The organism is Nonomuraea sp. NPDC003709 (assembly GCF_040610775.1).
Taxonomy (GTDB): Bacteria; Actinomycetota; Actinomycetes; order Streptosporangiales; family Streptosporangiaceae; genus Nonomuraea; species Nonomuraea angiospora_A.
In genome coordinates this window covers 305,216-328,809 of sequence record NZ_JBEXMW010000003.1, presented here as the reverse complement: position 1 = coordinate 328,809, position 23,594 = coordinate 305,216, and the positions used below count along the sequence as shown (strand labels likewise).

At 67.6% G+C, this 23,594-nt stretch carries 21 protein-coding genes and 1 pseudogene; 18 read left to right on the top strand and 4 right to left on the bottom strand.

The features are described 5' to 3' along the window. Nucleotides 1–323: 323 nt before the first annotated feature. Entirely contained in the window at nt 324–1,613 is a 1,290-nt protein-coding gene (locus tag ABZX61_RS10220) for an IS110 family transposase (protein ID WP_355193229.1), read from the bottom strand. Nucleotides 1,614–1,895: 282 nt separating this feature from the next. On the opposite strand from ABZX61_RS10220, the gene ABZX61_RS10215 reads away from it, so the two are divergent. From ABZX61_RS10215 to ABZX61_RS10205, 3 genes and pseudogenes are all read left to right on the top strand, one after another. Further along, nucleotides 1,896–2,252: a hypothetical protein gene (locus ABZX61_RS10215; RefSeq protein ID WP_355193227.1), complete on the top strand. Its 357-nt coding sequence runs from the start codon at nt 1,896–1,898 to the stop codon at nt 2,250–2,252. Between the two features lie 229 nt (nt 2,253–2,481). Next, nucleotides 2,482–3,554 (top strand): annotated as a pseudogene (locus ABZX61_RS10210) (IS110 family transposase). A gap of 680 nt (nt 3,555–4,234) precedes the next feature. After that, entirely contained in the window at nt 4,235–4,429 is a 195-nt protein-coding gene (locus ABZX61_RS10205) for a hypothetical protein (RefSeq protein ID WP_355193225.1), read from the top strand. 236 nt (nt 4,430–4,665) lie between these two features. Here ABZX61_RS10205 and ABZX61_RS10200 read toward each other — a convergent pair whose 3' ends face one another. Then, nucleotides 4,666–5,046, bottom strand: coding sequence for an RICIN domain-containing protein (locus tag ABZX61_RS10200; protein ID WP_355193223.1), 381 nt, complete (start codon nt 5,044–5,046; stop codon nt 4,666–4,668). 667 nt (nt 5,047–5,713) lie between these two features. Further along, nucleotides 5,714–6,223 (bottom strand): YdcF family protein, encoded by a 510-nt coding sequence (locus tag ABZX61_RS10195; RefSeq protein WP_355193221.1) that lies wholly within the window; start codon nt 6,221–6,223, stop codon nt 5,714–5,716. A 217-nt stretch (nt 6,224–6,440) separates the two neighbouring features. On the opposite strand from ABZX61_RS10195, the gene ABZX61_RS10190 reads away from it, so the two are divergent. The 15 genes from ABZX61_RS10190 to ABZX61_RS10120 all read left to right on the top strand — a co-directional run bounded on the left by ABZX61_RS10190 (nt 6,441) and on the right by ABZX61_RS10120 (nt 22,248). Beyond that, complete coding sequence (locus ABZX61_RS10190) at nt 6,441–6,695, top strand: hypothetical protein (RefSeq protein WP_355193219.1); 255 nt, start codon at nt 6,441–6,443, stop codon at nt 6,693–6,695. After that, nucleotides 6,692–7,216 carry a DUF6879 family protein gene (locus tag ABZX61_RS10185; protein ID WP_355193217.1) on the top strand — a complete coding sequence of 175 codons (525 nt, stop codon included), beginning with the start codon at nt 6,692–6,694 and terminating at the stop codon, nt 7,214–7,216. Before ABZX61_RS10190 ends, ABZX61_RS10185 begins: the two co-directional genes overlap by 4 nt. A gap of 23 nt (nt 7,217–7,239) precedes the next feature. Beyond that, nucleotides 7,240–8,118 carry a helix-turn-helix transcriptional regulator gene (locus tag ABZX61_RS10180; RefSeq protein WP_355193215.1) on the top strand — a complete coding sequence of 293 codons (879 nt, stop codon included), beginning with the start codon at nt 7,240–7,242 and terminating at the stop codon, nt 8,116–8,118. A gap of 125 nt (nt 8,119–8,243) precedes the next feature. Then, nucleotides 8,244–9,410: a hypothetical protein gene (locus ABZX61_RS10175; protein ID WP_355193213.1), complete on the top strand. Its 1,167-nt coding sequence runs from the start codon at nt 8,244–8,246 to the stop codon at nt 9,408–9,410. Beyond that, nucleotides 9,337–10,023 (top strand): 3'-5' exonuclease, encoded by a 687-nt coding sequence (locus ABZX61_RS10170; protein WP_355193211.1) that lies wholly within the window; start codon nt 9,337–9,339, stop codon nt 10,021–10,023. Before ABZX61_RS10175 ends, ABZX61_RS10170 begins: the two co-directional genes overlap by 74 nt. Continuing rightward, a complete protein-coding gene (tmk, locus tag ABZX61_RS10165) occupies nt 9,998–10,666 on the top strand; it encodes a dTMP kinase (protein ID WP_355193209.1) in 669 nt (222 codons plus the stop codon). Before ABZX61_RS10170 ends, tmk begins: the two co-directional genes overlap by 26 nt. A gap of 117 nt (nt 10,667–10,783) precedes the next feature. Next, complete coding sequence (locus ABZX61_RS10160) at nt 10,784–11,614, top strand: SAM-dependent methyltransferase (protein WP_355193207.1); 831 nt, start codon at nt 10,784–10,786, stop codon at nt 11,612–11,614. Beyond that, entirely contained in the window at nt 11,611–11,988 is a 378-nt protein-coding gene (locus tag ABZX61_RS10155; RefSeq protein WP_355193205.1) for a hypothetical protein, read from the top strand. Before ABZX61_RS10160 ends, ABZX61_RS10155 begins: the two co-directional genes overlap by 4 nt. A 495-nt stretch (nt 11,989–12,483) precedes the next feature. Beyond that, the gene (gene fxlM / locus ABZX61_RS10150) at nt 12,484–14,169 is read left to right on the top strand and encodes a methyltransferase, FxLD system (protein WP_355193203.1); all 1,686 of its coding nucleotides are present in this window, start codon (nt 12,484–12,486) and stop codon (nt 14,167–14,169) included. An 11-nt stretch (nt 14,170–14,180) separates the two neighbouring features. Beyond that, complete coding sequence (locus tag ABZX61_RS10145; RefSeq protein ID WP_355193201.1) at nt 14,181–14,369, top strand: FxLD family lanthipeptide; 189 nt, start codon at nt 14,181–14,183, stop codon at nt 14,367–14,369. A gap of 73 nt (nt 14,370–14,442) precedes the next feature. Then, nucleotides 14,443–17,493: a lantibiotic dehydratase gene (locus tag ABZX61_RS10140; RefSeq protein ID WP_355193200.1), complete on the top strand. Its 3,051-nt coding sequence runs from the start codon at nt 14,443–14,445 to the stop codon at nt 17,491–17,493. After that, the gene (locus ABZX61_RS10135; RefSeq protein ID WP_355193198.1) at nt 17,490–18,629 is read left to right on the top strand and encodes a lanthionine synthetase C family protein; all 1,140 of its coding nucleotides are present in this window, start codon (nt 17,490–17,492) and stop codon (nt 18,627–18,629) included. Before ABZX61_RS10140 ends, ABZX61_RS10135 begins: the two co-directional genes overlap by 4 nt. Beyond that, complete coding sequence (locus tag ABZX61_RS10130; protein WP_355193196.1) at nt 18,611–19,576, top strand: thiopeptide-type bacteriocin biosynthesis protein; 966 nt, start codon at nt 18,611–18,613, stop codon at nt 19,574–19,576. Before ABZX61_RS10135 ends, ABZX61_RS10130 begins: the two co-directional genes overlap by 19 nt. Beyond that, nucleotides 19,573–20,715 (top strand): hypothetical protein, encoded by a 1,143-nt coding sequence (locus ABZX61_RS10125; RefSeq protein ID WP_355193195.1) that lies wholly within the window; start codon nt 19,573–19,575, stop codon nt 20,713–20,715. Before ABZX61_RS10130 ends, ABZX61_RS10125 begins: the two co-directional genes overlap by 4 nt. Before the next feature lie 636 nt (nt 20,716–21,351). After that, nucleotides 21,352–22,248 (top strand): hypothetical protein, encoded by an 897-nt coding sequence (locus ABZX61_RS10120; RefSeq protein WP_355193193.1) that lies wholly within the window; start codon nt 21,352–21,354, stop codon nt 22,246–22,248. A 229-nt stretch (nt 22,249–22,477) separates the two neighbouring features. On the opposite strand, the gene ABZX61_RS10115 is transcribed toward ABZX61_RS10120, so the two are convergent. Next, entirely contained in the window at nt 22,478–23,470 is a 993-nt protein-coding gene (locus ABZX61_RS10115) for a hypothetical protein (RefSeq protein WP_355193191.1), read from the bottom strand. Between the last annotated feature and the right edge of the window lie 124 nt (nt 23,471–23,594).

Sequence of the window (23,594 nt, the reverse complement as noted above, 5' to 3'; positions counted from 1 at the left end):
CGGACTGGCGTTCGACCGGGTAGATGACGGTGATCGGTGCGCCAGGCGGTGGTTGTTGTTCAGGGACAGGCTGGTGACGGCCAGCGGCCTTTGAACGCCTGGTAGCGGCGTTCGACGGCCTCCTGGCCTTTGTAGTGGGGCCAGCCAGTACCTGTGCGGCGTCGGCGGTCTTCGGGTGGCGGGTTGGTCAGCAGGGTGTACCAGCCTGTGGGTGGCCGAAACTCGGCCGCTTGGGCTGACCCGAAAATAAAGATCAGTGGGCAGGCGGCAGCCGACCCCGCCGTCGTGTGGCTGGTCAGGGTCGGCCTCAAGCGGTATAGGTGTCAGGCGGCTTCTGGTTCGACTGTCACCTTCCCGTCCCGCACGAGGATGGTCTGGCCGGTGAGCGCCTGCAGGTGCCGGGCCAGGTTGCGAAGCTTGCGGTCCTTGTTGATGCGGGAGTCGTAGTAGCCGGGGCCAAGGTCGCGGAAGTGGGCCTCGGGGTCGGATAGCAGGTGCCAGATCACCGTGAGCACGGCGTTGCCGGAGGCGACAACAGCTTTCTGTGGTGCCATCCGGCGGGCCAGCCGGCGGTGCCGGGTCCCCAGGAAGGTCTGGGTCCGGGAGAAGCCGAAGACGATACGCCCGAGGATGCCACCGAGCCACGGGTTGCCCTGGCCACGGCCCTTGGCCTTCTTCTTGCCCGCCGACTCGTGCGTCTTGGGGCAGAACTTGGCCCAGGAGACCAGATGAGCCGAGGTGGGAAAGCGGCTCATGTCGATGCCGATCTCCCCGATGAGCTCGGCTGCGGTGGTGGTGTCGATCCCGGCGACCTCACACAGCTGGGCCACCTGATGAACGAAAGGGGCGACCGCCTCCTCGATCGACACGTCCAGCGCCGCGATCTGGGCCTGCATCCGGTCGATGTTGTCGAGCATCATCCGCAGGAGCCGGGCGTGGTGGGGGGTGAAGAACCCTTCCAGCGCCCGTTCCAGCTCGGCGAGCTTGTGGCGGGCGCGGCGCTCGGCCAGGTCGGCCATCGCGTGCGCGTCACGTTCCCCGCCGATCAGGGCTTCCATCATGGCCCGGCCGGAGACCCCGAAGATGTCGGACAACACCGACGAGATCTTGATCTGGGCGTCCTCCAGCAGCTTCTCCACCCGCTGCCGCTCTCTGGCCTGATCCTGGACCAGCGCTCGGCGGTAGCGGGTCAGGTCCCGCAGCTGCCGGATCTCGGGCGGGTGCACCAGCGATGGCCGGCACATCCCGCGTTCGGCGACCTTGCCCAGCCACACGCAGTCCAGCTTGTCGGTCTTGGCCCGGCCCGGCAGGTTCTTCACATCCCGCGGGTTGACCAGCCAGACCTCGAACTCCTCGGCCTCCAGCAGGTAGTAGACGCCCTTCCAGTAGGAGGAGGTCGCCTCCATCACCACCCGGGCGACGCCGTGCTCACGCAGCCACTCGATCATCGAGCGGAGCTGGACGGTCGTGCTCTCATACGAGCGGACCTCCTGCAACCGCCGTCCGGCCCGCGACGGGTGCGGAATCCGCACACACGCCTCCAGCATGCTCTTGCCCAGGTCCAACGCCGCGATCCGTTCCACGTGCAGCTCGACCTCGTCGACTTCCTCCACGCCAGCTTCTCCTCCGGCTCAAGGGGGACGGGGACGGTCGCCCGCAGGAGCCGACGGGGACGGGTAAGAATCGGACCCTCGGGCTCATGGCACCAATGCGCAGCCCCAAGACACGGCTCCCAGCGATCAAACTGACCTACGGACTCACCTGCGCCAAAGAGCAATCGACGTCGGCGGGCAACCAGCCCCGATTTTCCCGCATGCGCCGCGGCCCCGCAGGGGCCCCATGAAACTGACCTGAAGTTTTGGCGTTCCAACTTCCGGCGGGCGTGATCGCTGTTCATGGCGCTGCGGCTGCTGTATCTGATCTTCGTCTGGCTTGCGGTTTGGGTGGTGCTGCTGGGTCGCTCACAAAGGTCGAAGGACGCGGAAGTTCTCGTCTTGCGTCATCAGCTCGCGGTGTTGCGTCGGCAGGTGGCAAGGCCTCAGACGTCGTGGGCGGATCGAGCGGTCATCAGCGCGCTGGCGCGGCTGCTGTCTCCGGAAGGTCGTCGGCGGTTGTTCGTGACGCCGGGCACGCTGCTGCGCTGGCACACCGATCTGGTGCGGCGGCGGTGGACATTCACACGCCGCAGCCAGGGCCGACCGCCCACCCGCGCCTCCATCCTGTGGGGTTCGAATATTCGATTCATGGGCTGACAGTGATGATGTAGATGAGCGCTTCCCGCCAGGGTTTGACCCATGGGCTGACTGACCTCAAGGTCCTCAACGGGATCTGTCGGCCCTGGCCGGGAAGCGCTCATGTGCACTCACCGGACGTGGCGCCTGTGACTTCATAGGAGCCTGGCCAGAGGCCCCATCACTGTCTTGTCCGCCTTGCCCGGCTGGTGCGTGCCGCCCTGCCCCCAGCCAAGACGACAGGACGACGATGACCTCCATTACACCCGAAAACGCACCGATCAACGACGTCGCCGGCGGCGTGGACACCCACCAGGACACCCACACCGCAGCCGTGCTCGACCCGGTCGGCCGGGTCCTGGGAACCGAACAGTTCCCCGCCACCCCAGCCGGATACACCGCCCTGCTGACCTGGATGCGCACCTTCGGGCAGCTGACACGAGTCGGGGTCGAGGCACCGGCGCCTACGGAGCCGGGCTCACCCGCCTGCTGCAGGCCGAGCACATCGACGTGATCGAGATCGACCGGCCCGACCGCAAGAGGCGACGCTTCCAAGGCAAGTCCGACCCGATCGACGCGATCCAGGCCGCCAAAGCCGCACTCGCCGGCGACCGCACCGGCACCCCCAAACACCGCGACGGCCGCATCGAGGCGCTACGGAACCTGCGCATCGCCCGGCGCAGCGCCATCGACCAGCGCGCCGACACACAACGCCGCCTCAAAGCCCTGATCGTGACCGCCCCCGACACGCTCCGCCAGCACCTGCGCGGCCTGACGATCACGAAACTGATCACCACCTGCGCCGCCCTGAGTCCCGACCGCGACGACACCGCCAGCCCCACCACCGCCGCCCAGATCGCACTGCGTTCCCTGGCCCGCCGCCACCAGCAGCTCACCGCCGAGATCGCCGACCTCGACGAGCTGCTGGAGCCACTGGTGACCGCGATCAACCCCGCTCTGACCGCCACACACGGCGTGGGCACCGACACCGCCGGGCAACTCCTGGTCACCGCCGGCGAGAACCACGACCGGCTGCACAGCGAAGCCGCCTTCGCCATGCTGTGCGGCGTCGCACCGATCCCCGCCTCCTCCGGCAAGACCACCCGGCACCGCCTCAACCGCGGCGGCGACCGTCAAGCCAACGCCGCGCTCTACCGCGTCGTCCTGTGCCGCCTGCGCTGGGACCCTCGCACCCGCGCCTACATGGAACGACGCACCCAAGACGGCCTGTCCAAGAAAGAGATCATCCGCTGCCTCAAGCGCTACGTAGCTCGCGAACTCTACCGAATCATCACATCAAACGATCAAGAACACGCCGCTTGACATCCATAGGAGCATCCTGCCTGCAGTCCTCGGCCGGCTTGCAGACCTTGATCGTTGCCGACTGAGCGGTTGCTCAAAACGGGTTGCGCGACCACTCAAACCGAGAGCTGGAGTTCCAGCTTGTCTATCGAACCCGCAGGTCAGACGCTGTGGCTGAATATTCGAGCCCCACAGGGTCGAATCGGTGGTCGTCCCGGCCCATGCTTGGGGTAGGTCCAGCGTCGCTTCACCAGGTCGGCGTGCCAGCGCAGGAGCGTCCGCGGTGTGACGAACAGGTGGTGTCGGCGGCGTCGGGGCAGGAGTCGCGCGAGCACGGAAATGATCGCCCGGTCCGCCCACGTCGGACGGGGAGCGGCGACCTGGCGGCGGAGCACAGCCAGCTGATGCCGCAGTAGCAGGATCTCTGCGCCTTTGGACGCCTGCGATCGGGCGAGCAGCGTGATCCAGCCGAATACCCGTAAGACGATCAAGTACAGCAGCCGCAGAGCCATCCTGCGATCCTGCCGGAGCCGAGCCATCGGGCACAGCAAAATCCCAGACCAAACCCTGTGACACAATTTTCGGCACCCACAGGCACTGGGCAACTGGATGTTCGGCCCGCTGTAAGACCAGTTGCCGGACCGGGTCCCGCGCTCGCCGCGGAACCCGGTCCGGCAGCCTCCAATGAGCGCAACGAACCGGTGGGCGAACGCGAACGCTGGCGCGGCGAGGTCGAGAAGCAGCGGATTTACCTGGCCGCCGCCGAAGACAAGCTTGCCCAGCTCGACGAGCGGGCCCGCCGGGCGACCACGATCCATCTGGGCATGCCTGCCTTCCCGGACATCGTCGGTCGCACCGCCACTCTCCCCGCCACCCGACCAGGAGCCCTGTCATGACCACGCTGGAGCGAACCGCCGCGGTCGCGTTGGCCGGGGGCGACGGTGCGATATCGCAGCGAGGGTACCGCGAACGCGATCATGGGTGCGGTCGGGGAGTTCCTGTCGTGGTGCTGCCTGCAACTCGAATCGGTAGACCACCGACTCCCGCCGTTGGAAGCCGACACGCTCATACAGTTGGTTGGCAGCCTGGTGTGGCGCCTAAACCCCGGGATCAGACAGGACTGAACGCCGCCTTATGCCTCTTCGAAGCGCCAGACTTGGTTGTTGCCCTTGCGTTCCCACAACAGGACCCTTGTGTCGTCGTCACGAGAAGCATCTTTTGCGTCGATGTGCAAATCGACGTCGTGTTCGATTTGCAAACGGTACCCTCCTTCGTCGTCGGAGAGATGCCACAGGACTTGCTCCTCCGCAGTGCGAAGTGCGCTTCCCGGCTCTTCACCGTCGTGACAAAGGTAGCGGCCAGACTGGATGTTCCGAAGCCACCACCGGCGGCCGGGGCCATCCCGATTCACCTCCCACTTCTGATTATCGCCGCCGTTGGGCCCCCACGCTCTGACCCAATGGTTGCCTTGGTTCTCATCCAGGCACGTGCCAGTGTTCTGGTTCACCAGCACGTAGACCCCCCCTGCATACATGTAGATGTCCTTTCCGAACCACAGGCCGAGGCGAGACAGCCGAGCAGAATCGGCCGCAAACCCACCATGCCAGAGACATGTTGATCAAGCTAGGATCTGGCCGCCATCACTGGGGCGGCCTGGCGCCCGGAGGCGGACCGGCTACCGCATCGCTTCCTGCCAGGTCGGCCAGGTGGAGACGGTGGTGGACGCGCCGACCAGACCTTACCCACCGAAGATCAGCGAGTCCATCCAGCACACGGACGCCGGAACCCAGCGGGCGGGAACTCTTCAATTGATCAGGACCTTCATCAAATGGTCGGCGATCAATTTAGTTCAGAGAAGGCGCACCCCGCGGCGACGCAGCGGCGGATGCCGGGCGAGGCGATGGTGAGCATGGCGCCCGCCAGCCCTTCCACCATGCTCTTCTGGTGGGTGTCGCTCGGGTCTAGCTTGACGATCCGGTCTCAGGCGTCCGATACCCGGCAGCGCAAACCGGCTCATTTGACCTCTCTGTCGGCCCGCCGATGTGCCGGACGCGTGCCGAAGCGCGTGTGACGAGCATGAACTCGGTCATCTTCGCCTCGCAGAAGACGCTCGAGAACCGAGAAAGTGCAGGTCGGATGAGGTGCGGAGTGGTAGGGCGCCCGGGGCTCGAACCCGGAACCTATAGATTAGGCGGCCAGCGTCTGGTGGAGCCGGTCGATTTCCCGGGCGTGCGCCGCGGGACCTCGGGCCATACTTTCCGTGCCGTGGCGTATGCCCGGCGCTCCATATAGGGCTTGGAGATCAGGAGCACCGAGGCGGGATGGTGCCCCGCCTGGGTCAGCACCTGGCGGGACAGGGTGATGTTCTGCCCGGTGTTGGTGGCGTTGGGTTCGAGGAGGATCACCTCGTCCGGGACTCCGAGCGCGAGGGCGTGCTCGCGGTAGTGAACGGCCTCGCCGCGGGGAAAGCGAGCCGCAGTGGTTGGGCTGGTGGCGCCGGTGAAGACGAGCAGCGGGAACCAACCGGCGCGGTACAACTCGACCGCCGCCCGCGCGACCCCGAGGTCGTGGCTGCCCAGGCCGATGGCCACATCGCACCGGCGCAGATCATGGTGCATCTGGTGGTAGTCCCAGATGGTGCGGGCGTGCCGCCACTGCTCGTCGGTGATGGCCTGCTGCTTGACGCTCACTCGGTGACTCCCCTGCCTGTACTGGTGATGGACGGCTCTGTCATTTGATCGACCAGTGCAGGGCGCCGCACCATGACGCGCCTGGTGGTCGGAGTTGACCTCCCGGATGCCATATACGACGCCCTAGACCGATCGCGTTTGAAGGGTTGACGGCTATGCCGAGGCCGTAGTCCCCTCATGGTGAATGTTCTCGAAATCTTCTCCACGGGAGGCAGGTATGAGGGTTACGTTCCTCGGATCGAACTCGCAGAACGGCGGCTCGCCCACGCTGTACGCCACGGACCGCGGCAGTCTCGTGGTGCGCGGCTACTGCATCACTGACCCGCAGGCGCTCGCCGATCTGGGGGAGGTTCCTGCCGGTGAGGCCGACATCGAGATCCCGCTGGAACTGCTGAGCTTCTACCAGGCGCCCGCCGCCCACGACGCCGCTACGACCGCAGCGGCCGACGAAAGCGCTGAGGAGGCGCGTTGACCCTGGTTTCCGGCGACGCGTTCGGTGATCTGTTCAGGTCATTCGAGCACACAGCGTTCCGGCTGGAGCCGCGAGAGCGCTACAACTCTCCCGGCGAGCACGAGCCGCTCCGCAAGTTCCTCGCCGGTGAGCCCGACGACCTGGCGTGGAATCAGCCCTGGCTCGACCTCATGGCCGAACACACGGCCAAGGGAAAGGTTGTCCACCGGGTGCGCGTCGTCTCCGTTCCCCTGTCGGACTACTCCCGCTTCGGCCTGTGGTGCGCGGAGTACGCCATTCAGGCCGGCGAGGACATCCGCTACCTGAGCCGGGCGCAGGCGCACGGTCTGCCCGACTTCGACTATTGGCTGTTCGACTTCAAGTGGGCGGCCCAGTTGAAGTTCGACGAAGACGATGTGCTGCTCGGAGCCGAGATCGTCACTGACCCGGCCGCTGTGGTCGAGCTGGCGGCGGCTCGTGACGATGCCTGGCATCGGGCGATCACTCGTGATCAGTTCCTGTCCGACTTGGCACGAGGGTAGGACGTCTGAGTAGAAATGGGGGTGTGACCAGCGTTCAGCAGGCCAGAGAGGCGCTCGGCAACAAACTGCGCACCCTGCGTGCGTCCGCCGGCCTGACAGGCCGGGAACTCGCCGGGCGTCTTTCGTGGCCTGCCTCGAAGATCTCGAAGTTGGAGACGGGGAAGCAGACCCCCACCGAGGCCGACGTCATCAGTTGGGTCGGCGCGACGACCGGCGACGAGCAGGACAGCGCCTCGGTGCTGGCCATGCTGCGCACGATGGAGTCGGCGCACGCGGAGTGGCAGCGGCTTTTGAGCGGGGGCACCCGGCATCATCAGAGCACGTGGGCCGATATGGAGCGGCGGGCCACTCGGCTTCGCGTCTTCGAGCCCGCCTTCATTCCCGGGCTACTTCAAACAGCGGGATATGCCCGTCATCGGCTGGCTCAGGCCATCACCGTGTTCGGGACCACGAACGACATCGACGACGCCGTTCGCGCCCGGCTGGCCCGGCAGGAGACCCTCTATGACTCCCGGAAACGCTTCCACTTCGTGATCACCGAGGCCGCTCTCCGGTACAGGCTGTGCCCGCCGGAGTTGATGCTGCCCCAGCTCGATCGGCTGGTGTCCGCCTCGACACTGCCCAACGTGCGGCTCGGAGTCATACCGTTCGGCACGCCGTTCGTCATCGGCCCTGGATGTGGGTTCTGGATCTTCGACGACCGCCAGGTGATCGTGGAGATCTTCTCAGCCGAATTGACGTTGACCCAAGCCCAGGAGATTGACCTGCACGAGAAGGTCTTCGGGGCGATGGCGTCCATCGCGGCCTACGGAGCCAGCGCTCGCGCCGTCATCACACAGGTGATGGGGGAGCTCCGTTCGGCTCTGCCCTACGACGATGACGAAAGTGCCACGACGTCGTAGCTCGATGTTTCACCTCAACCCTTCTGGCCGACGAGATTCGAGAAATCCCTAGAACTTTCCTCGTGGTTCTCCTCACCCCATGTCACGCTGACAGCGCCATCCACGGTCCTGACCTGGAGAGTGTCGTGAGTTCAGCGTTCGTCCCCTTGCTGCCCAGGGAAGCCGTCGCCGCGCTGCCGGAGCGGGCCCGCGCTGTAGTCGAGTACCGGAAGTCGGGGCTATCCCTCAACCACGTGCAGGGCTGCCCGCTCGGCTGCGCGTACTGCATCCGGCACACCTACGGACTCTGGGACGCACACCGACCGCGCGCCTTGATGAACGACGGCGAGGCAGTCGAGCAGCTCGTCAGCCACCGGTATTTCCGGCCGCACGATACTCCGGTGCAGGTCTTCAACCGGGCCACCGACCCGTTCCTGCCGGGCGTGCGGGACCACCTGTTCGCCGTGCTGGAGGACCTGGACGGCCGCGGGCTCACGAACCACGTGCTGGTGATTACCCGCGCTCACGTGGACGTCCGCGACTGCGAGCGGCTCAACGCCTTGAAGAACGTGAAGGTGACGCTTCTGTTCACGTACTCGGGGATTTACGACAAGCGGATTGAGCCGCACCCCTCGGGGATCGCTGTTCGCTCCATGCGGCTTGCCACGGCTCATGGGCCGCGCCGCTACCGGACGGTCTTCTACTGGCGGCCCTTGGTGCCTGGCCTGAACGACACCGCGGCCCACCTGGCGCGGGCCGCGAGTCTGTCGAAGTGGGCCGACGCCACGGTGTTCACGGGCCTGTTCTACCGGGACGAGATCGCGGACTACTACCGGGCCAACGGCCTGCCGGAGCCGTATCAGGAGACCGCGCGCCGCAAGATCGTCCCTGAGACGCTGGAGGAGCGCATCCTTGCGGCGTTCGCCCGCCGACCATCGAATGCGCCGCCGCTGTTTCGCAAGACTTCGTGCGCCGTCTCGTACGCCCACGGCCTGCCGGACTACAACGGCCACTACGGCATCAACGAGCTGTGCGACATCTGCCCGGCTGCCCAGCTCGACCTGTGCGCCCAGGCTCATCGAATGCCGACCGCGCGCCAGTTGCAGGAGGCCGCTGGCGCCCTGCCTGAAGCGGCAGGGATGCGCGTCATCGAGGTCACGGAACGGGCGGCGCAGGTTGAGGGGCTGCCGTCCGAGCAGCCGCGCTACTACCTCCAGCACTGGTTCGGCTTCCAGATCCATGACGCCGCCCACCCGCATCGGCAACAACGGCATGGCCGAGCCGAGATCGGATGGGGGAACACGAATGGCTGACATCGACGGTCAGGCCCCGTGGACTGAATTCCGCTACGCGGTCGCGGACGTCGAAGGCAACGGCCAGCAGCCTCCAGATCTCGTTGAGCTGGCCATCGTCCTGATCGACCAGGGCACCGTGAGAGAGCCGCTGACGTGGCTGGTGAAGCCTCCGAGGCCGATCACACCGCTGGCCTGCCGCATCCACGGCATTTCCAACCAGCAGGTGGCGTCCGACCCGCCTGTCGCCGAGTACGTCGCGGACATCATGGCGGTCTTCGACGGCGCTGTCTTCGTGGCGCACAACGCTCACGTGGATCTCAGCGTGCTGGCCCAGGAGCTGCCCGGCTTCCAGCCCGCCCAGGTCATCGACACTCTGAAGCTGGCCCGCCGCCTCGTGCCCGGCCGCTCCTCGTACAGGCTGGGCACGCTCGCGAAGGAATTCGACCTCGCCGCGGATATGCCCGCCGGCCTGAAACCTCATCGGGCTGCCTACGACGCTCTCGTCTGCGCCCGCCTCCTCGCGCACCTCGCCGCCGACGCGGACCCGCTGCCGCTGGCCGCCCTCCTAGCCGAAGCGAAGACGACCTCCTGCGAAGGACCGACCGATGACACAGCTCAGCCCCTTTTCTGATCACCGACGCGGCCTGTTCATCAGCATCGACGGCCCCTCCGGCGCCGGGAAGTCGACCATCGTCGCGCACCTGTCGCAACTGCTGGTAGCCGATGGCGAGCACGTCCACACCACCGCCGAACCATCCAACGGGGTCCTCGGCAAGATCGCCCGCGAGATGACCGAGACCGTCACCGGTCCCGCGCTGGCCTGCCTGTACGCCGCCGACCGCTACCACCATCTTGAGACCGAGATCAAACCTCACCTGGACGCCGGCGAAGTCGTCCTCTGCGACAGATATGTACCGTCCGCCCTGGTCATGCAGCGCTTCGACGGAGTGGACCCGACATTCCTGTGGGGCCTGAACTCCCTGGCCGACCGGCCGGACTTAGCGGTGGTCCTCGAAGGCGCACCCGAACTGATCGCGACGCGGCTGGCGGAGCGAGGAGCGCACAACCGATTTCAGCTTACGCCCAGGTCCAGCCATGCCGAGGCCCACTTCTACCGGCAAGCATGCGAGCGGCTCATTCAAGCCGGATACGACGTCCTACGCATCGATATCGGCTCGGCCGACGCCCACCAGATCGCGGTCACGATCAGGAACCGGCTCAAAGACTTCTTCGCCGTACCCGATGACCAGGCACCGAGGGCCGCCGCATGGTGACACCTGCTCCGGTACCAGTCCTGCGGCTCCCCTTCCTCGAAGCGACGGCGAGCCTGGGTAAGCCGCCAGCCCGCACTCGAACCCCAATCCGCCCCCTCCCCTGAAGGTCTCAACATCATGGACTCCCGCAGCGCAACCCCGGTGAGCTCGGCCGGCCCAGGAATCCCCGGCGATGCCCCGTCGATAGCCCGTGTCTACGACGCCGCGACCAAGGGGAAGGACAACCGGGCCAGGGACCGGGACGTGGTCAAGGCAATGACGAAGATTGCCCCGGAGCTCCCGGAGGCGGCCCGCGCGAACCTGGAGTTCGTCCCACGCGGGGTTGAGGCAGCCTCCGAGCTGGGCGTCACGCAGTGGCTGAACCTCGGCTGCGGCCTGCCGCAGGTAGGCGAGGAAACCACGCTGGAAACGGCCCGCCGCATTCACCCGGGCGCCCAGGTCGCGTACGTGGACAACGATCGATCGGTCGCCGTCTTCGGGCGGGCGCTGCTCGCGGCGGAGGGCGCGATGATGTTGGAGGCGGACGCGCGGGACGTGAACACGGTGCTTGCACACGTCCGCCGTCATCTCGACCTTCGCGAGCCTGTGGGGATCGTGGCCACGGCGCTGGCGCACTTCTGGCCGGACGAGCAGAAGCCTGGCGACATCCTGCGCCAGTACATGGCGGCATTCCCCGGCGGCTACCTCGTTTTCAGCCATGCTCGGGGCGACCTGCTGACTGCTGACGAGCTCGACCAGCTTCTCGCCGCGTACAAGCGGACCGCCGACATCTACCCGCGCCCGCTCAACACGATCCGAAGCATGTTCCTCGATGGTCTGCCCCTGCTGGAGCCCGGCCTTGTGGAGGCGTCGACGTGGCGGCCCGCCGGCCCGATCCCGCGCGATGTCGGCAGAGCCCACTTCGTCGCCGCGGTGGCCGCCTTCGGCTCGTGCGCGGAGGCGGCATGAGGCACCGGCGCAACCTACGGCTCACGGGATGGCGGCTCACCGTGGCTACAGGAGTTTCGGGCCGCAACGGCGACCAGTACGCCGACACCACGGACGAGTACCCCGACGACGAGAAGGGCGCCCGCTGGGCGGCCGAGCTGCAGGACGAGTACGGCGTGACCGTGCTGGTGCTTTGGGAGGTCGCGGGCAAGCACCTGACCGCGTTCTACAAGGGGCCGACGCCGGAAGGGATCTTCGTCAAGGGGCGTACCCCACAGGACCTGCGACGGCGCGTGTCCGCGAAGCTCGGCGAGTTGCAGCTCGCCAGGTCGGCCCCCGTGCAGTACCCCATCGTCAAAGAGATACTTCCCGGCCTCCTGAGGAGGCTCGGGTGACAAGACGAGACGCGACCAGGCAGGCGACCCCGCGCAGGCGGGAACGTCACGTCGTGTCTTGGCGCGGCCGGTCGAGGGCGGCTCATCCACGGCCGGCTGTGCACTCCGGCGCGGACCCAAGTCCAGAATCCGAGCACCCGTCGTGGTCCGCGCCGCCTACAACTCGCAGTCCCACGGTGGGGCCCCTGGCCGCCGTGGGCTGCGAGCCCCACCTCCCGGCTGTCATCCCACGCATGCGCCGCACCCCTTGGCGCCCCCGCGGCCGGGACCGAGGGAGGCGGATCCAGGCAGCAGTCTGACCGCCTCCCTCACCACCTCCGGGCGTGTGACGCCCGAACCCTGCACGCGAAGGGCCTGATATGGACGCTGGCATCGCATGCGCTGCCATCTTCACCCTCGACGCCGTCAGGAGGAGCCAGTGCACGCCGCCCGCTGAGGACGGGGCTGACTACCCTCCCGTTACTGCTCACGCCACGGCAGAAGACAGTCAGACCCGTGCGGAGAGTAGTGCAGACGATGGCCAGAGCCCGCCAACCGCAGGTTGAACCGGAGCAGGACAAATCCGCGTTCAAGTGGGAGCCGTACAGGACGGTCGGCGGCCCGCTGCGCGTCTCACACACCTCGTGCTGCGGTCGATACGAGTGGGCGTCCGAAGGCGGGCAGTTCTTCGTGCTGCGCCGCACCGGCGACAGCTACGAGGAAACCGGGCGCGGCCTCTACCGCCAGGCCCTCGACATCTACATCGCTCTCGCCGAAGCACACCACGACCAGCATCTGCGCCGCGGGGAGACGACGGAGCCCGACACCTTCCTCAAACGCAAGGGACGGCGCGGCAAACCCGCTCAGCAACCCACCAACAGCCACCATCAACCAGTTGCCCATCACGCCCAAGAAGAGGGGACCCCATCTGTGACCACCGACAACGACGTCCAGGACGCCGCCGCCCTGCGTGACGCCATGACTACCGCCGTGGCGACCATGTGCGCGGAGTGGGGCTTCCCGCTCCCGGTGCAGGTCGAGGCCGCCTTCCGTACGGTTCCCCGGCACCTCTTCGCCCCTGAGGTGTCTCCGGAGAAGGCGTACGCGCTGGATATCGTCGAGGTCAAGCGCAGCGAGCACGGCGTGCTGACCTCCACGATGTCCGCGCCCGAGACCCAGGCCGTGCAGTTGGTGCAGGCTGACATCAGCCCGGGGATGCGCGTGCTGGAAATCGGTTCGGGTGGTTACTTCGCGGCCCTGATCTCGGAGCTGGTTGGCCCGACCGGTCAGGTCACGTCCATGGACATCGACGCCAACGTGATCAGCCGGGCCCGCGCTTGCCTGGACGCGGCCGGCTATGAGCGGGTGCGGGTCGCCACCGGCGACGCCGAGTACGGCCTGAAAGCCGATGCCCCCTACGACCGCATCATGGTCACTGTCGGCGCGTGGGATATCCCCCCGGCCTGGCGTGAGCAACTCGCCCCGCGCGGCAGGATCGTCGTCCCCCTGCGGATGAAGGGCATCAGCCGGTCGCTCGCCTTGGAACCTGCGAACGACCACCTCGTCGCCGTGTCGCAGGTGCTCTCCGGCTTCGTCTGGATGCAGGGCGCCGGCGCCAATGACGGTCACCTGTGGCTGCTGCGCGGGAAGAAGGTCGGGCTGCGCTTCGACGACGGGAATCTGGAGCGGCCCAGCGCTCTCGATGGCGTCCTGGACAGCGAGCCCGCCGCAGCCTGGTCCGGGGTGACCGTCGGGAGGTCGGAACCGTTCCCGGACCTGGCGCTGTGGATGGCGGCCGCGTTCTCCGGCTTCTGCCACCTGGTCGTGGACACCAGTGACGGTGACCCCGGAGTCGCGGTCGAGCCGGGTGGACGCCAGTTCCCGTTCGCTGCGGTCGATGACGACGGCGACTCCTTCGCCTATCTGTCGGTCCGTCCGGCGGGCGAGGGTGTTGTCGAAATGGGCGCGCATGGTTACGGGCCTCACGGGTCTCAGATTGCTGAGGCCATCGTGGAGCAGGTGCGGGTGTGGGACCGCGACTATCGCAACGGTCCCAGCCCCGACTTCGCCGTCTGGCCGATCGGCACCCCTGAGAAGGCGCTGCCTGAGGGCGCGATGGTCATCGACAAGCGCCACACGAAGATCACGATCTCCTGGCCCGACGTAACTGCTCGGAGCCAGGTAGCCCCACCCATCCAGTGAAGGAGGAAGCAGTGTCCGTCGACACCGTCGAGGCACCCAACGGGTTGCCCGCCAAGGAGATCCCCGCCGACGAGTTCGAGCTCGACATGCGCGTGATCGAGGCAAGTATGCCGATGCCCGTGCTGGCGTGCGACACCAGCGACGGCTGCAACCCCTCGTGCGCGAGCTCCTGCGCCACCGCCGTCGCCGACCCGTTCTGACGACGGAGTAACCCCTGCTGTCGGCGCCTGCCCTTGGCGGCGCCGACAGCCCCACTCTCTGAGGCGGAGGATCATGAGATCAGCGCCGTTCTTCCGGCCCTCCGGCCCAGTACTGGCCCGGGTGAGCACCTACCCGGACGGGTTGGAAGCGCCCGACCACCTCAACAATGCAGACGCCCAGGCGGAAGCCGATCGGCGGTGGCTGACCCAGATCTGGGCGCGTCCCGACGTCCGGGCTGCCCTGCGTCTGGCCAGCCCATCCCTTGCCAGTCAGCTCGACATCGTCACCTCCGAGGAGGCGAGTGCCGATCGGCTACGGCGGCTCACGCTGACGGTGGTGTCCTATCTGCTGCGCTGGCAGCGCCGCCCCGTCCCCTTCGGGTTGTTCGCCGGGATCGCACCGGCACGCGTCGGACACGCTACGAAGCCCTGCTTCGGCTCGGACCATCGGGTGGCGATGCGCGCTGACGGTCAGTGGCTCGCCACGCTCGTTGACCGGCTGGAGAGGCATCCCGGGCTCCTGGCCCGTCTGCCGGTGATGGTCAACAACACGTGCTTCGTGCGTGACGACCGGTTCATCATCCCCAGCCGGCCCAGTATCGGGCAGCCAGGTCCGCTGACCGAGATCTCGATCCGCCGCACCCGGCCTGTACGGCTCGCTCTGAAGGCGGCAAGCGCGCCGGTCCCGTTCGGACACCTCGCCGAGCAGCTTCACGCGGCGTTCCCCGCCACCACGCTCGACACGATCAGCACCATGCTGGCCGACCTCGTCACGCAAGGGTTTCTGCTGACCGCCTTACGCCCACCTTCGACCATCGTGGATGGCCTGCCGCATGTGATCGCCCAACTGCACGACGTCGGCGACGGGCTTGCCGATATCGCGGACCTGCTGAGGGATCTCGAAGGCATTCAGGATGAGCTCACCCGACCTCCAGAGGGGGATCCGCTGGCGCACGCCGACATGGCCGCCGTCGCGGACCGGATGATCTCTGTCTGCAGCGGCACCGATACCGTGCTGGCCGCCGACACCGCGGTGGACGGGCGGATCAGCCTGCCGCCCACGGTGCTGGACGAGGCAGCCGCAGCCGCGTCGATGCTGCTGCGCCTGACCACGCGCCCGTTCGGCCCGGAGATCTGGCGGAACTACCATCTCGCGTTCCGGGCCCGCTATGGACCCGGCGCTCTCGTGCCGGTACGAGAACTGATCGCAGACTCAGGGCTCGGGCTTCCCGCCGGATTCCTCGGCGCGGCGCGGGAGCGGCCTCTCCGGCATCTGAGCGAGCGCGACAGCACGCTGCTGGCGCTCGTCCAGCAGGCCGCAGTGGACGGCCGCCCAGAGATCACGCTGACCGAGCCGCTGATCAGGCAGTTGACGGTCGGCGACCCCGCCGAGATGGTCGTCCCGCAGCGCGCCGAGTTGCCCTTCCAGGTGGACGCGGACTCGGCGGACGCGCTCGCACGGGGCGCATTCACCTTGTGGGTCACCGGGGCGCCGAGGACCAGCAGCAGCATGGCCGGCCGATTCGCCCACCTGCTACCGCAGGAGGAGCGCGACCTACTGGCGGCCTCCTTCGCGCCTGATGATGACGCGGTCGCGGCGCAGCTGTCCTTCCCGCCCCGCCGCAGGCACAACGAAAACGTCGTCCGCGTCCCGCAGCTCCTGCCCGAGATGATCTGTCTGGCCGAGCATCCCGCCACCGGCACCGACCCGATCAGCGTGGACGACCTCGCGGCGACCGCCGACGCGACCCAGATGTACCTGATCCAGCTCTCGACCGGCCGCCGCGTCATGCCCTGGGCATTACACGCGCTGGAGGCGTCGCTACACACCCCGCCGCTGGCCCGGTTCCTCGCCGGAGTACCGCGCGCCCGCCACGCCGTCTACGGGCTGTTCGACTGGGGCGCGGCCCGCAAGCTGCCGCACCTGCCGCGCCTGCGCTACGGCCATACGGTGCTGGCCCCGGCCCGCTGGATCCTCAATACTTCCGACCTGGGCACGCGGCGCGACCCCGCGCAGGTGTGGGAGAAGCACCTCGAGGCGTGGCGGGATCGATGGTGCGTCCCCTCCTGGGTCGTGCTGTACCAGGAAGAAGCCCGGCTCCCGCTCGATCTCGACTCTCGTCTGGACCGGATCCTGCTGCGCACCCGCCTCGGCCGCACCGGGCAGGTCGAACTTCGCGAACACCCCACCGGGAACTGGACCGGCCGGGCTTGTGAGTTCCTCGCCACGCTGACCGCCGCACCATCCATCCGCCGCCCTGCCCCGCCCGCTGTCCTGGAGCGGCCCACCGCGATGCTGATGCCCGGCGCCGGAGGCCTGATCCACGCGCAGTTGCACGGTCACCCCGCCCGCTACGACGAGATCCTGACCGGCCACCTGTCCCGCCTCCTGGAGGCCCTCGACCTCGATGGCTGGTGGTTCCGCCGCCACCGCGACACCCTCCGTCCCGACAGCACCCAAGAGCTGTGGCTCTACCTCCAGCTCGCCCACCCCGACCAGTACGGAGCAGCCGCCGCCCACCTGGCCGACTTCGCGGCCGACCTGCAAGCGCGGGGACTGCTCGCCCACCTGTCGCTCGCCGCCTACCAGCCGCAGACCGGCCGATACGGACCCGGGACGGCCATGGCGACCGCGCACCGGGTGGCCGCCGCCGACTCCGCTGCAGCGCTGACCCAAATCACGATGGCCACGCTCGCCGGGCTTCCCGGCCAGGCGATCGCCGCGGCGTCGATGGCCGATCTCGCCGCCGGCCTCGCCGCGTCCGAAGAGGGGTACGGGTGGCTGATCAACCAGCTCGACCGCACGTTCGGGGAGCTCGACCGTACGCTGCGAGACACGACGCTGCGCCTGGCCGACCCCGCCAACCACTATCAGGTCCTGCGCGGCCACCCGGGCGGCGCGGCGGTGGCCGACGCATGGGCGACGCGGCGGGCCGCGCTGAACACCTACCGCGCCCAACTCGGCCGCCACCACCGTCTGCCCATCACCGTGCTGCGGTCCCTGCTGCACGACCATCACGTGCGCGCCCTCGGCGTCGACCCCGACGTCGAGGCCATCACCAACCGTCTGGCCCGCGCCGCCGCAATGCGCCGCCTGGCCCTCACCGAACGGACTGCGCCATGACCACGCCACCCAATGCACCGGCGCAGTCGCTCGCCAGGGGTGTTGCCGGAGCCGCGCTACTGCATATCGAACGCGCCCACACAGGAGCGCAGTCATGGCGCGCTGTGCACACCTGGATTCAGGCTGCCACCCGCGACGACATCAGCGCGGCCGACGACGCCGGACTCTACTTCGGCGCCCCGGCCATCAGCTTCATCCTGCACGCGGCCCAGATCGGCCATGCCCGCCGCTATGACACCGCCGCTATCGACGGCTCCGTCATCCGGCTCGCTGAACGGCGGCTGGCGCACGCGACCGCCCGCGTCGATCGGGGCGAGGCGGTGACGTTCGCGGAATACGACGTGTTCTCTGGCCTGACCGGGATCGCCGCGCTGCTCCTCCGCTACATTCCGGACGCCGACGTCCTGCCCGCGATCCTGTCCCACCTGGTACGGCTGACCCAGACTGCCGACGACGGGCTGCCCGGTTGGTGGGTCTGCCACGGCCCCGCTCCAGCCTCACCCACCCCGGGCGGGCACGCCAACTTCGGCATGGCCCACGGCATCACGGGCGTACTCGCCCTGCTCTCCATAGCCTCGCGCGACGGCATCGCCGTGGACGGGCAGGCCGACGCCATCCAGCGCGTCTGCGACTGGCTGGACCAGTGGCGCCAGGACGGCGAGACCGGACCGTGGTGGCCGCAGTGGATCACCCGCTCGGAGCTGGAGACCGGCCACGTCCTGCAGAAGGAACCGCTGCGCCCCTCATGGTGTTACAGCACTCCGGGGATCGCCCGCGCTCTCCAATTGGCTGGCATCGCCCTCCGCGACACAGCCCGCCAGCACATGGCCGAGCACGCCATGGCCGCCTGCCTCGCCGACCCCACCCAGCTCGGGCACCTCACCGAGCCGGGGCTCTGCCACGGCGTCGCCGGCGTTTACCAGACCGCATGGCGCGCGTCCCGCGACGCCCTCGGCCCCGGGATCACCGCCCGCCTTCCCACGCTGGCCATCCTGCTCAACAAGCACGACGTAGCAGAGCGGTACTACGACGGCAGCCTGCTCGACGGATCCGCGGGCCTCGATCTGGCCGTGCACACCTCCGCGTACGACACACCCCCGCACTCGGGATGGGACACATGCCTACTGATCACCTGACCGCTGACCCGCCAAACCGGCTAACCGATGCCGTGCTGGCGGTTCTGTCCGGCACCCCCGTAGCCGTGGCCGCGGCAGCGATCGACGCACAGCCCGGCGACATCACCGACGCGATCGAGGTCTACCAGACGGCTGGACGCGAGGCGCTGGAGGCCCGCGGCGCCGGCCATGCTTGGTACCAGGTCAACGCGGATTTCCCCGACACAGCCGATGCCGCAGCCGCTGCCATCGGCCGGCAACTGGACCGTCTTCACGCACTGGTCGGCGCCTGGTGGTTCATCCGCAAGCAGCCCGGCCTGCGGCTACGGCTACGCCCACGCTCCGACTCCACCGCCATGAGAGCGGCAGTCAACGCCGCACTGAACGACCTCGCCACCTCTGGAGTGATCACATGCTGGCGGTCGGCCATCTACGAGCCGGAAACCGCCGCGTTCGGTGGCCCCACCGGCATGGACATCGCCCATGACCTCTTCTGTGCCGACAGCCACCACATCGTCACCTACCTGCGGCAATCGGCGCCAGACGTGGGCCGCAAGGAGGTGTCGATGCTGCTCCTCGGCACCATGCTGAACACCTGCCTGGACCGCTTTGAACGCGGCGACGTCTGGCACCGCATCGCCGAACTACGCCCTCTGCCCACGCCCCCGTCTCCCGGCCAAGTGGAGGCGCTGGCTGACAAGATCCGCCCTCTGGTCGCCTCTCCTCTCAGCCCCATCGCCCCTACCGGGCCGCTCGCCTTCGCCGCCCCTTGGGCAGACGACTTCCGCCAGGCTGGGCAATCCCTGTACGGAGCCGCCACCGCAGGACACCTCATCCGGGGCATCCGCAGCGTCTTCACCCACCACGTGATCTTCCACTGGAACCGGCTCGGCCTGTCCGCAACCACACAGGGTGTCCTCAGCCGCGCAGCCTGCGAAGCGCTCCTCCCCGCAGGGAGCCAGCCATGACGACGGCCGACATCGCCCAGCTCGCACGCTGGTTCCCGCTGGTCGACCGGCCGCGCCCCACGTACCCGCCCCTCGCCGCACGGGTGGCCGAGGTCTGTACCCTCGCCCGCGACATCGAGGACGCCACCGACCCGCTTCTCGGCGCTGCCCGAGCGCTCAATCGGGCCGCCCTGATCGCCAGCGACTGCGGCCTGCCCGAACTGGCGCGGGAACTGTGCTGGCGGCAGATCGCCCCGTATCGCAACGCTGGCCACCTCACCGTCCGACAAGCCATGCACATGCTCGAACCCGTGGTGAACCTGGCACGGCTGCGCATCCGGGCAGGCGACGCCGAGACGGCTTGGGCCTCACTCAGCACCCTCTACCACGCCCTGAAGACCAACACTCATGCCGTCATCGAGGGCCGGTCACTGCCGACCCAGGACCTGACCGGCAGCCCAGAGGAGCAGCAGGAGCTGCGCATCTGGGCGTATCGCGTCTACCTGTCCGAAGGCACCCGCGCCCTCGTACGCCTCGGCCAGTGGCAGGAAGCGCTCGCCCACATCGAACAGAACAAGGGGATCGGCCTGCACCTGCTGGACGGCCGCCAGGTCAAGATCGTGAACGCCTGCCTCGACGGGGACGCGGACGCCGCCCTCGCCGTGCTGGACGGCAGCACGATCACGCAGCCGTGGGAAGCCCAGGTTTCCGCGTGCCTGGAGGTGCTGTGCCGCCTCGTGGACAACCCGCACGCCGACCGGGAGACCGCCCTGATGATCGAACGGTACCTCGCCGGTAGGCAAGAGCCTGGACACGCCGTCTTCCGCGCCCGCCTGGGCCTAGCCGTCGTCGACCTCACCACCTGCGCCGCCCCCGCCAGAGTCCACCCAGCGTACGCCCGCCTCGTGGAAGACGCCCTCGACTCAGCGGACGGCTACGTGGCTCGGGAAGTACTCGCTCACTACGGGTGCCGAGCGTTCCTCAACCACGTCGATGAGAAGGCGCTCACCTCCGCAGTGAAGTCCGCCGGGCTCGGGCTCGGCTCCATCCCGGACCCGCTATTGGCCGATCTCCTCACAGCCGTGGAGAACGGCGAGACGGCGATCGAACGCGCCTTGAACGCGCCCACGAGGGTCGCAAGTGAGCACGCGCCGACATAGGAGCCATCCCGGCCGTGGTTGCGAACCCCGCAGTCAATCACGGCAGCCGCCCAGCGGCCCGAACCGGGCGGCGCGGCTGTGGGACGGCGACGCTGAGCACCATCCCACAGCCGCGCCCCTTCCCTCAGGACAGCCAGCAGTGAAGGACACGCCATGGATCCCCTCCCCACGCCACCTGACGGCGGCTCCTACGGCTGGGTCCCACCTGCTGAGTGCTCGCCACGCTGGCCGTGGGTCGCGAGGCTGTTCGGATACCCCAACAGCCCTTCAACGTTCGGTCCTTCAGAGGTTCGACCCAACGGGCCGACACTGACAGCTCGACCTCGCCAGGAGTCGATACTGGGATGAGCTCCGGCGTTAGCGGCAACCCCAGTCCAGCCCAGCGTGGAGGAACTCGCCCAACCGCAGCCTGCCCGCTGCGGACATGACAACGCGCTTCCCGATGGCCATCGAACGTGGGGGCCTGCAACGGTATTCAGTGGATGCATGGCCGGCTGTCTTTGTACCGTGGTGCCGACGGCGAAGGAGGACGGGGTGGCGGCTGCGGGCACGGCCTTGCGGAACCTGCGTGCACTTCGACACGACCCCCCTGGATACGCGAGACAGGGTGCGCGGCGCACGACGTTCCAGTCCGCGTTGGAGCAGTGTGAGCAGTTTCTGGGCGCCGCCGGTGGCGCGGGCTACGCCACCCGACCCGTTCAGCTGTTCTATGCGCTGTCGCAAGCTGGCCGGGCCATCGTGGCTGCATCACCGCGCGTCGGTAACCAGGCGTGGAGGGTTAGCGGACACGGGCTGAGCGCTAACACCAACGCCGCCGTAGCCGCCGATGTCAGTGTCACGGCCGTCAAGGGTGGCCTGTTCCCGGCCGTCGCTTCGGCACTGGATATCGAGGCTCTGGTCCCTGATGAGCCGGTTGCCCTTCGTGAGCTGTGGCCGTTGCTGCCGGAGACGGCGGACGTCGCGCTCACGGCCAACGCCATGCTGCCCGTGCTGCTGTTCTCCCAGAACGGATGGCCCCAAGCCGCCACCTTCTCCCAAGCCGAGGTCAGCTGGATTCCCCGCCAGGTGAAAGACCTGTACGGCAAGGACCGAGTGCGGGTTAAAGAGCATCTCGATCGCTATCCAGCGTTGAAAGACAGCGTGCCGCGGGTATCGCAGCCGATGGGTGAACTGGACTGGGCCAGCGCGGGACCTGGGCTAACTCTAGGCGTCGAGTGGCGCAGCGGTTCGCCGCCGCTGACGCTTTTCGACAACAAGACGCTCAACGAGCTGGGTGTTGCCTGCTATAGGTCCGCCGATGATTGCGTCGTCACGCCAGCGATCGGATCGATGTCGACCGGGCTGCATCCGTTCTTGGCGTTGTGGGCCGTGCTGCTGGCGCTGTCATCGCTAGCGCGTTATGAACCGGCCGCCTGGTCCAAGATGATCGATATTGACCGCTCACCAGAGGCTAACGCGATCGAGCACCTTCTGGAGGAAGCGACCGGCTCCATCCCCGCCACGACGCTTCACCTACTCACCACCTTCAAGTAATCGCGCCGAAGCGGTATGGATCAGCGACGTCGAGCTGCGCGCGATCGGCAACGGCCGGTTCTATGGCCGGTTGATGCTCGATCCCACCCCGGGACCACTCCGCCTCTGCAGGCACGTCTGGTCGCGGTCATCTTCGCTGACCAAGTGGGCGCCGCGCTCGACACTGGCAACAGCGGCTAAGTCGCCATGCCTGCCCCTCTGGTCTCCCACCTCCTTCGCCCGCAAACCGTCAGGAGATGTCACGTTCGGTGACAACGAAGCGCGTTCCTGCGAGCACCGCTCCGACGGGAGTCTCGACCCAACCTGCGAGTTGCCCTGGGTTCTGCGCGTTGCGGTTCAGCAGATCAGCGATGTCGGCTGCGGTGGGGGGCGCCGAACAGGCGCAGCTAAGCAGTATGCGCCCTGTCGCGCTGCTACATTCTTCGTCCTCCGGATCATCCGGCTCCCACCGGCTTATCTCAACGCTCCAGACATCAGCATCATCATCGCCGGGTTGTGGTGCCTTGACCGTCAGGTAGTACCCATCCGAGCCGAAAGGCTCATCGAAGATCGTGAAGTCGGCTGGTTCCAGCTCTGCCTGACTGCCCTGGCGCTGCGCGTAAGAAGTGACTAGCAGTCGTAGATCGGCGACCGCCCGCTCGCGCTGGTCGGTGGTGATCCCCTCCTCACGGCGATCCATGAACTCTCGGCTCGCCTTGCACAGGTCCGGCGTCCCACCGTCATAGATCACGAACGGATACCCGAAGTCCCAATAGCGCGGGCTTTCCGTCTCCGGCGGCGAAATCGCCTCCGAGTAGTCAGCCAGCGCGCCACGCAGTTCGAATGCCTCTCTTTCCAGCTCCGCGTGAATCGCCGTCCGAACTGGCGCGGGCACTGCCGCGATGGCATCGTCCAGATCGGTCAGCGCCTGGTGGAGCAGCAGCTTGACGTGCTCGTACCACAAGCTGTGCGCACCATTAAGCAGATCGGCGCGGGCACTGCGGTCGGCCAACGCCTCAAGGTGCTTGCTCGGGTAGTGGTCGAAGCCGCCGTCGCGGGTGTCATGGACGCTGACCGGCACGGTGGCGAAGGCGGAGATACGGTTGAGGGCATCGACGATCGGCGCCGCAAGGGCCGCTTCCGCAAGGCTCGTAACGGTAGAAGATGTAGCTCCCGCTGACCCTTTGTAGGTCGCTAAGATCTGCACCTTTCCACGGTTCGGATGCTGAGAGTAAATGGTCATGGCAACGCCTCTCGGCTGACCCACCCGTCCGGGATGCATCAGCAACAGGACTGCAAGACAGGACAGAGGCGGTGGCGAGGGCGCGCTCCGACGCTCCGTGCCTCAAGGAGATCAGCGGTGGCTC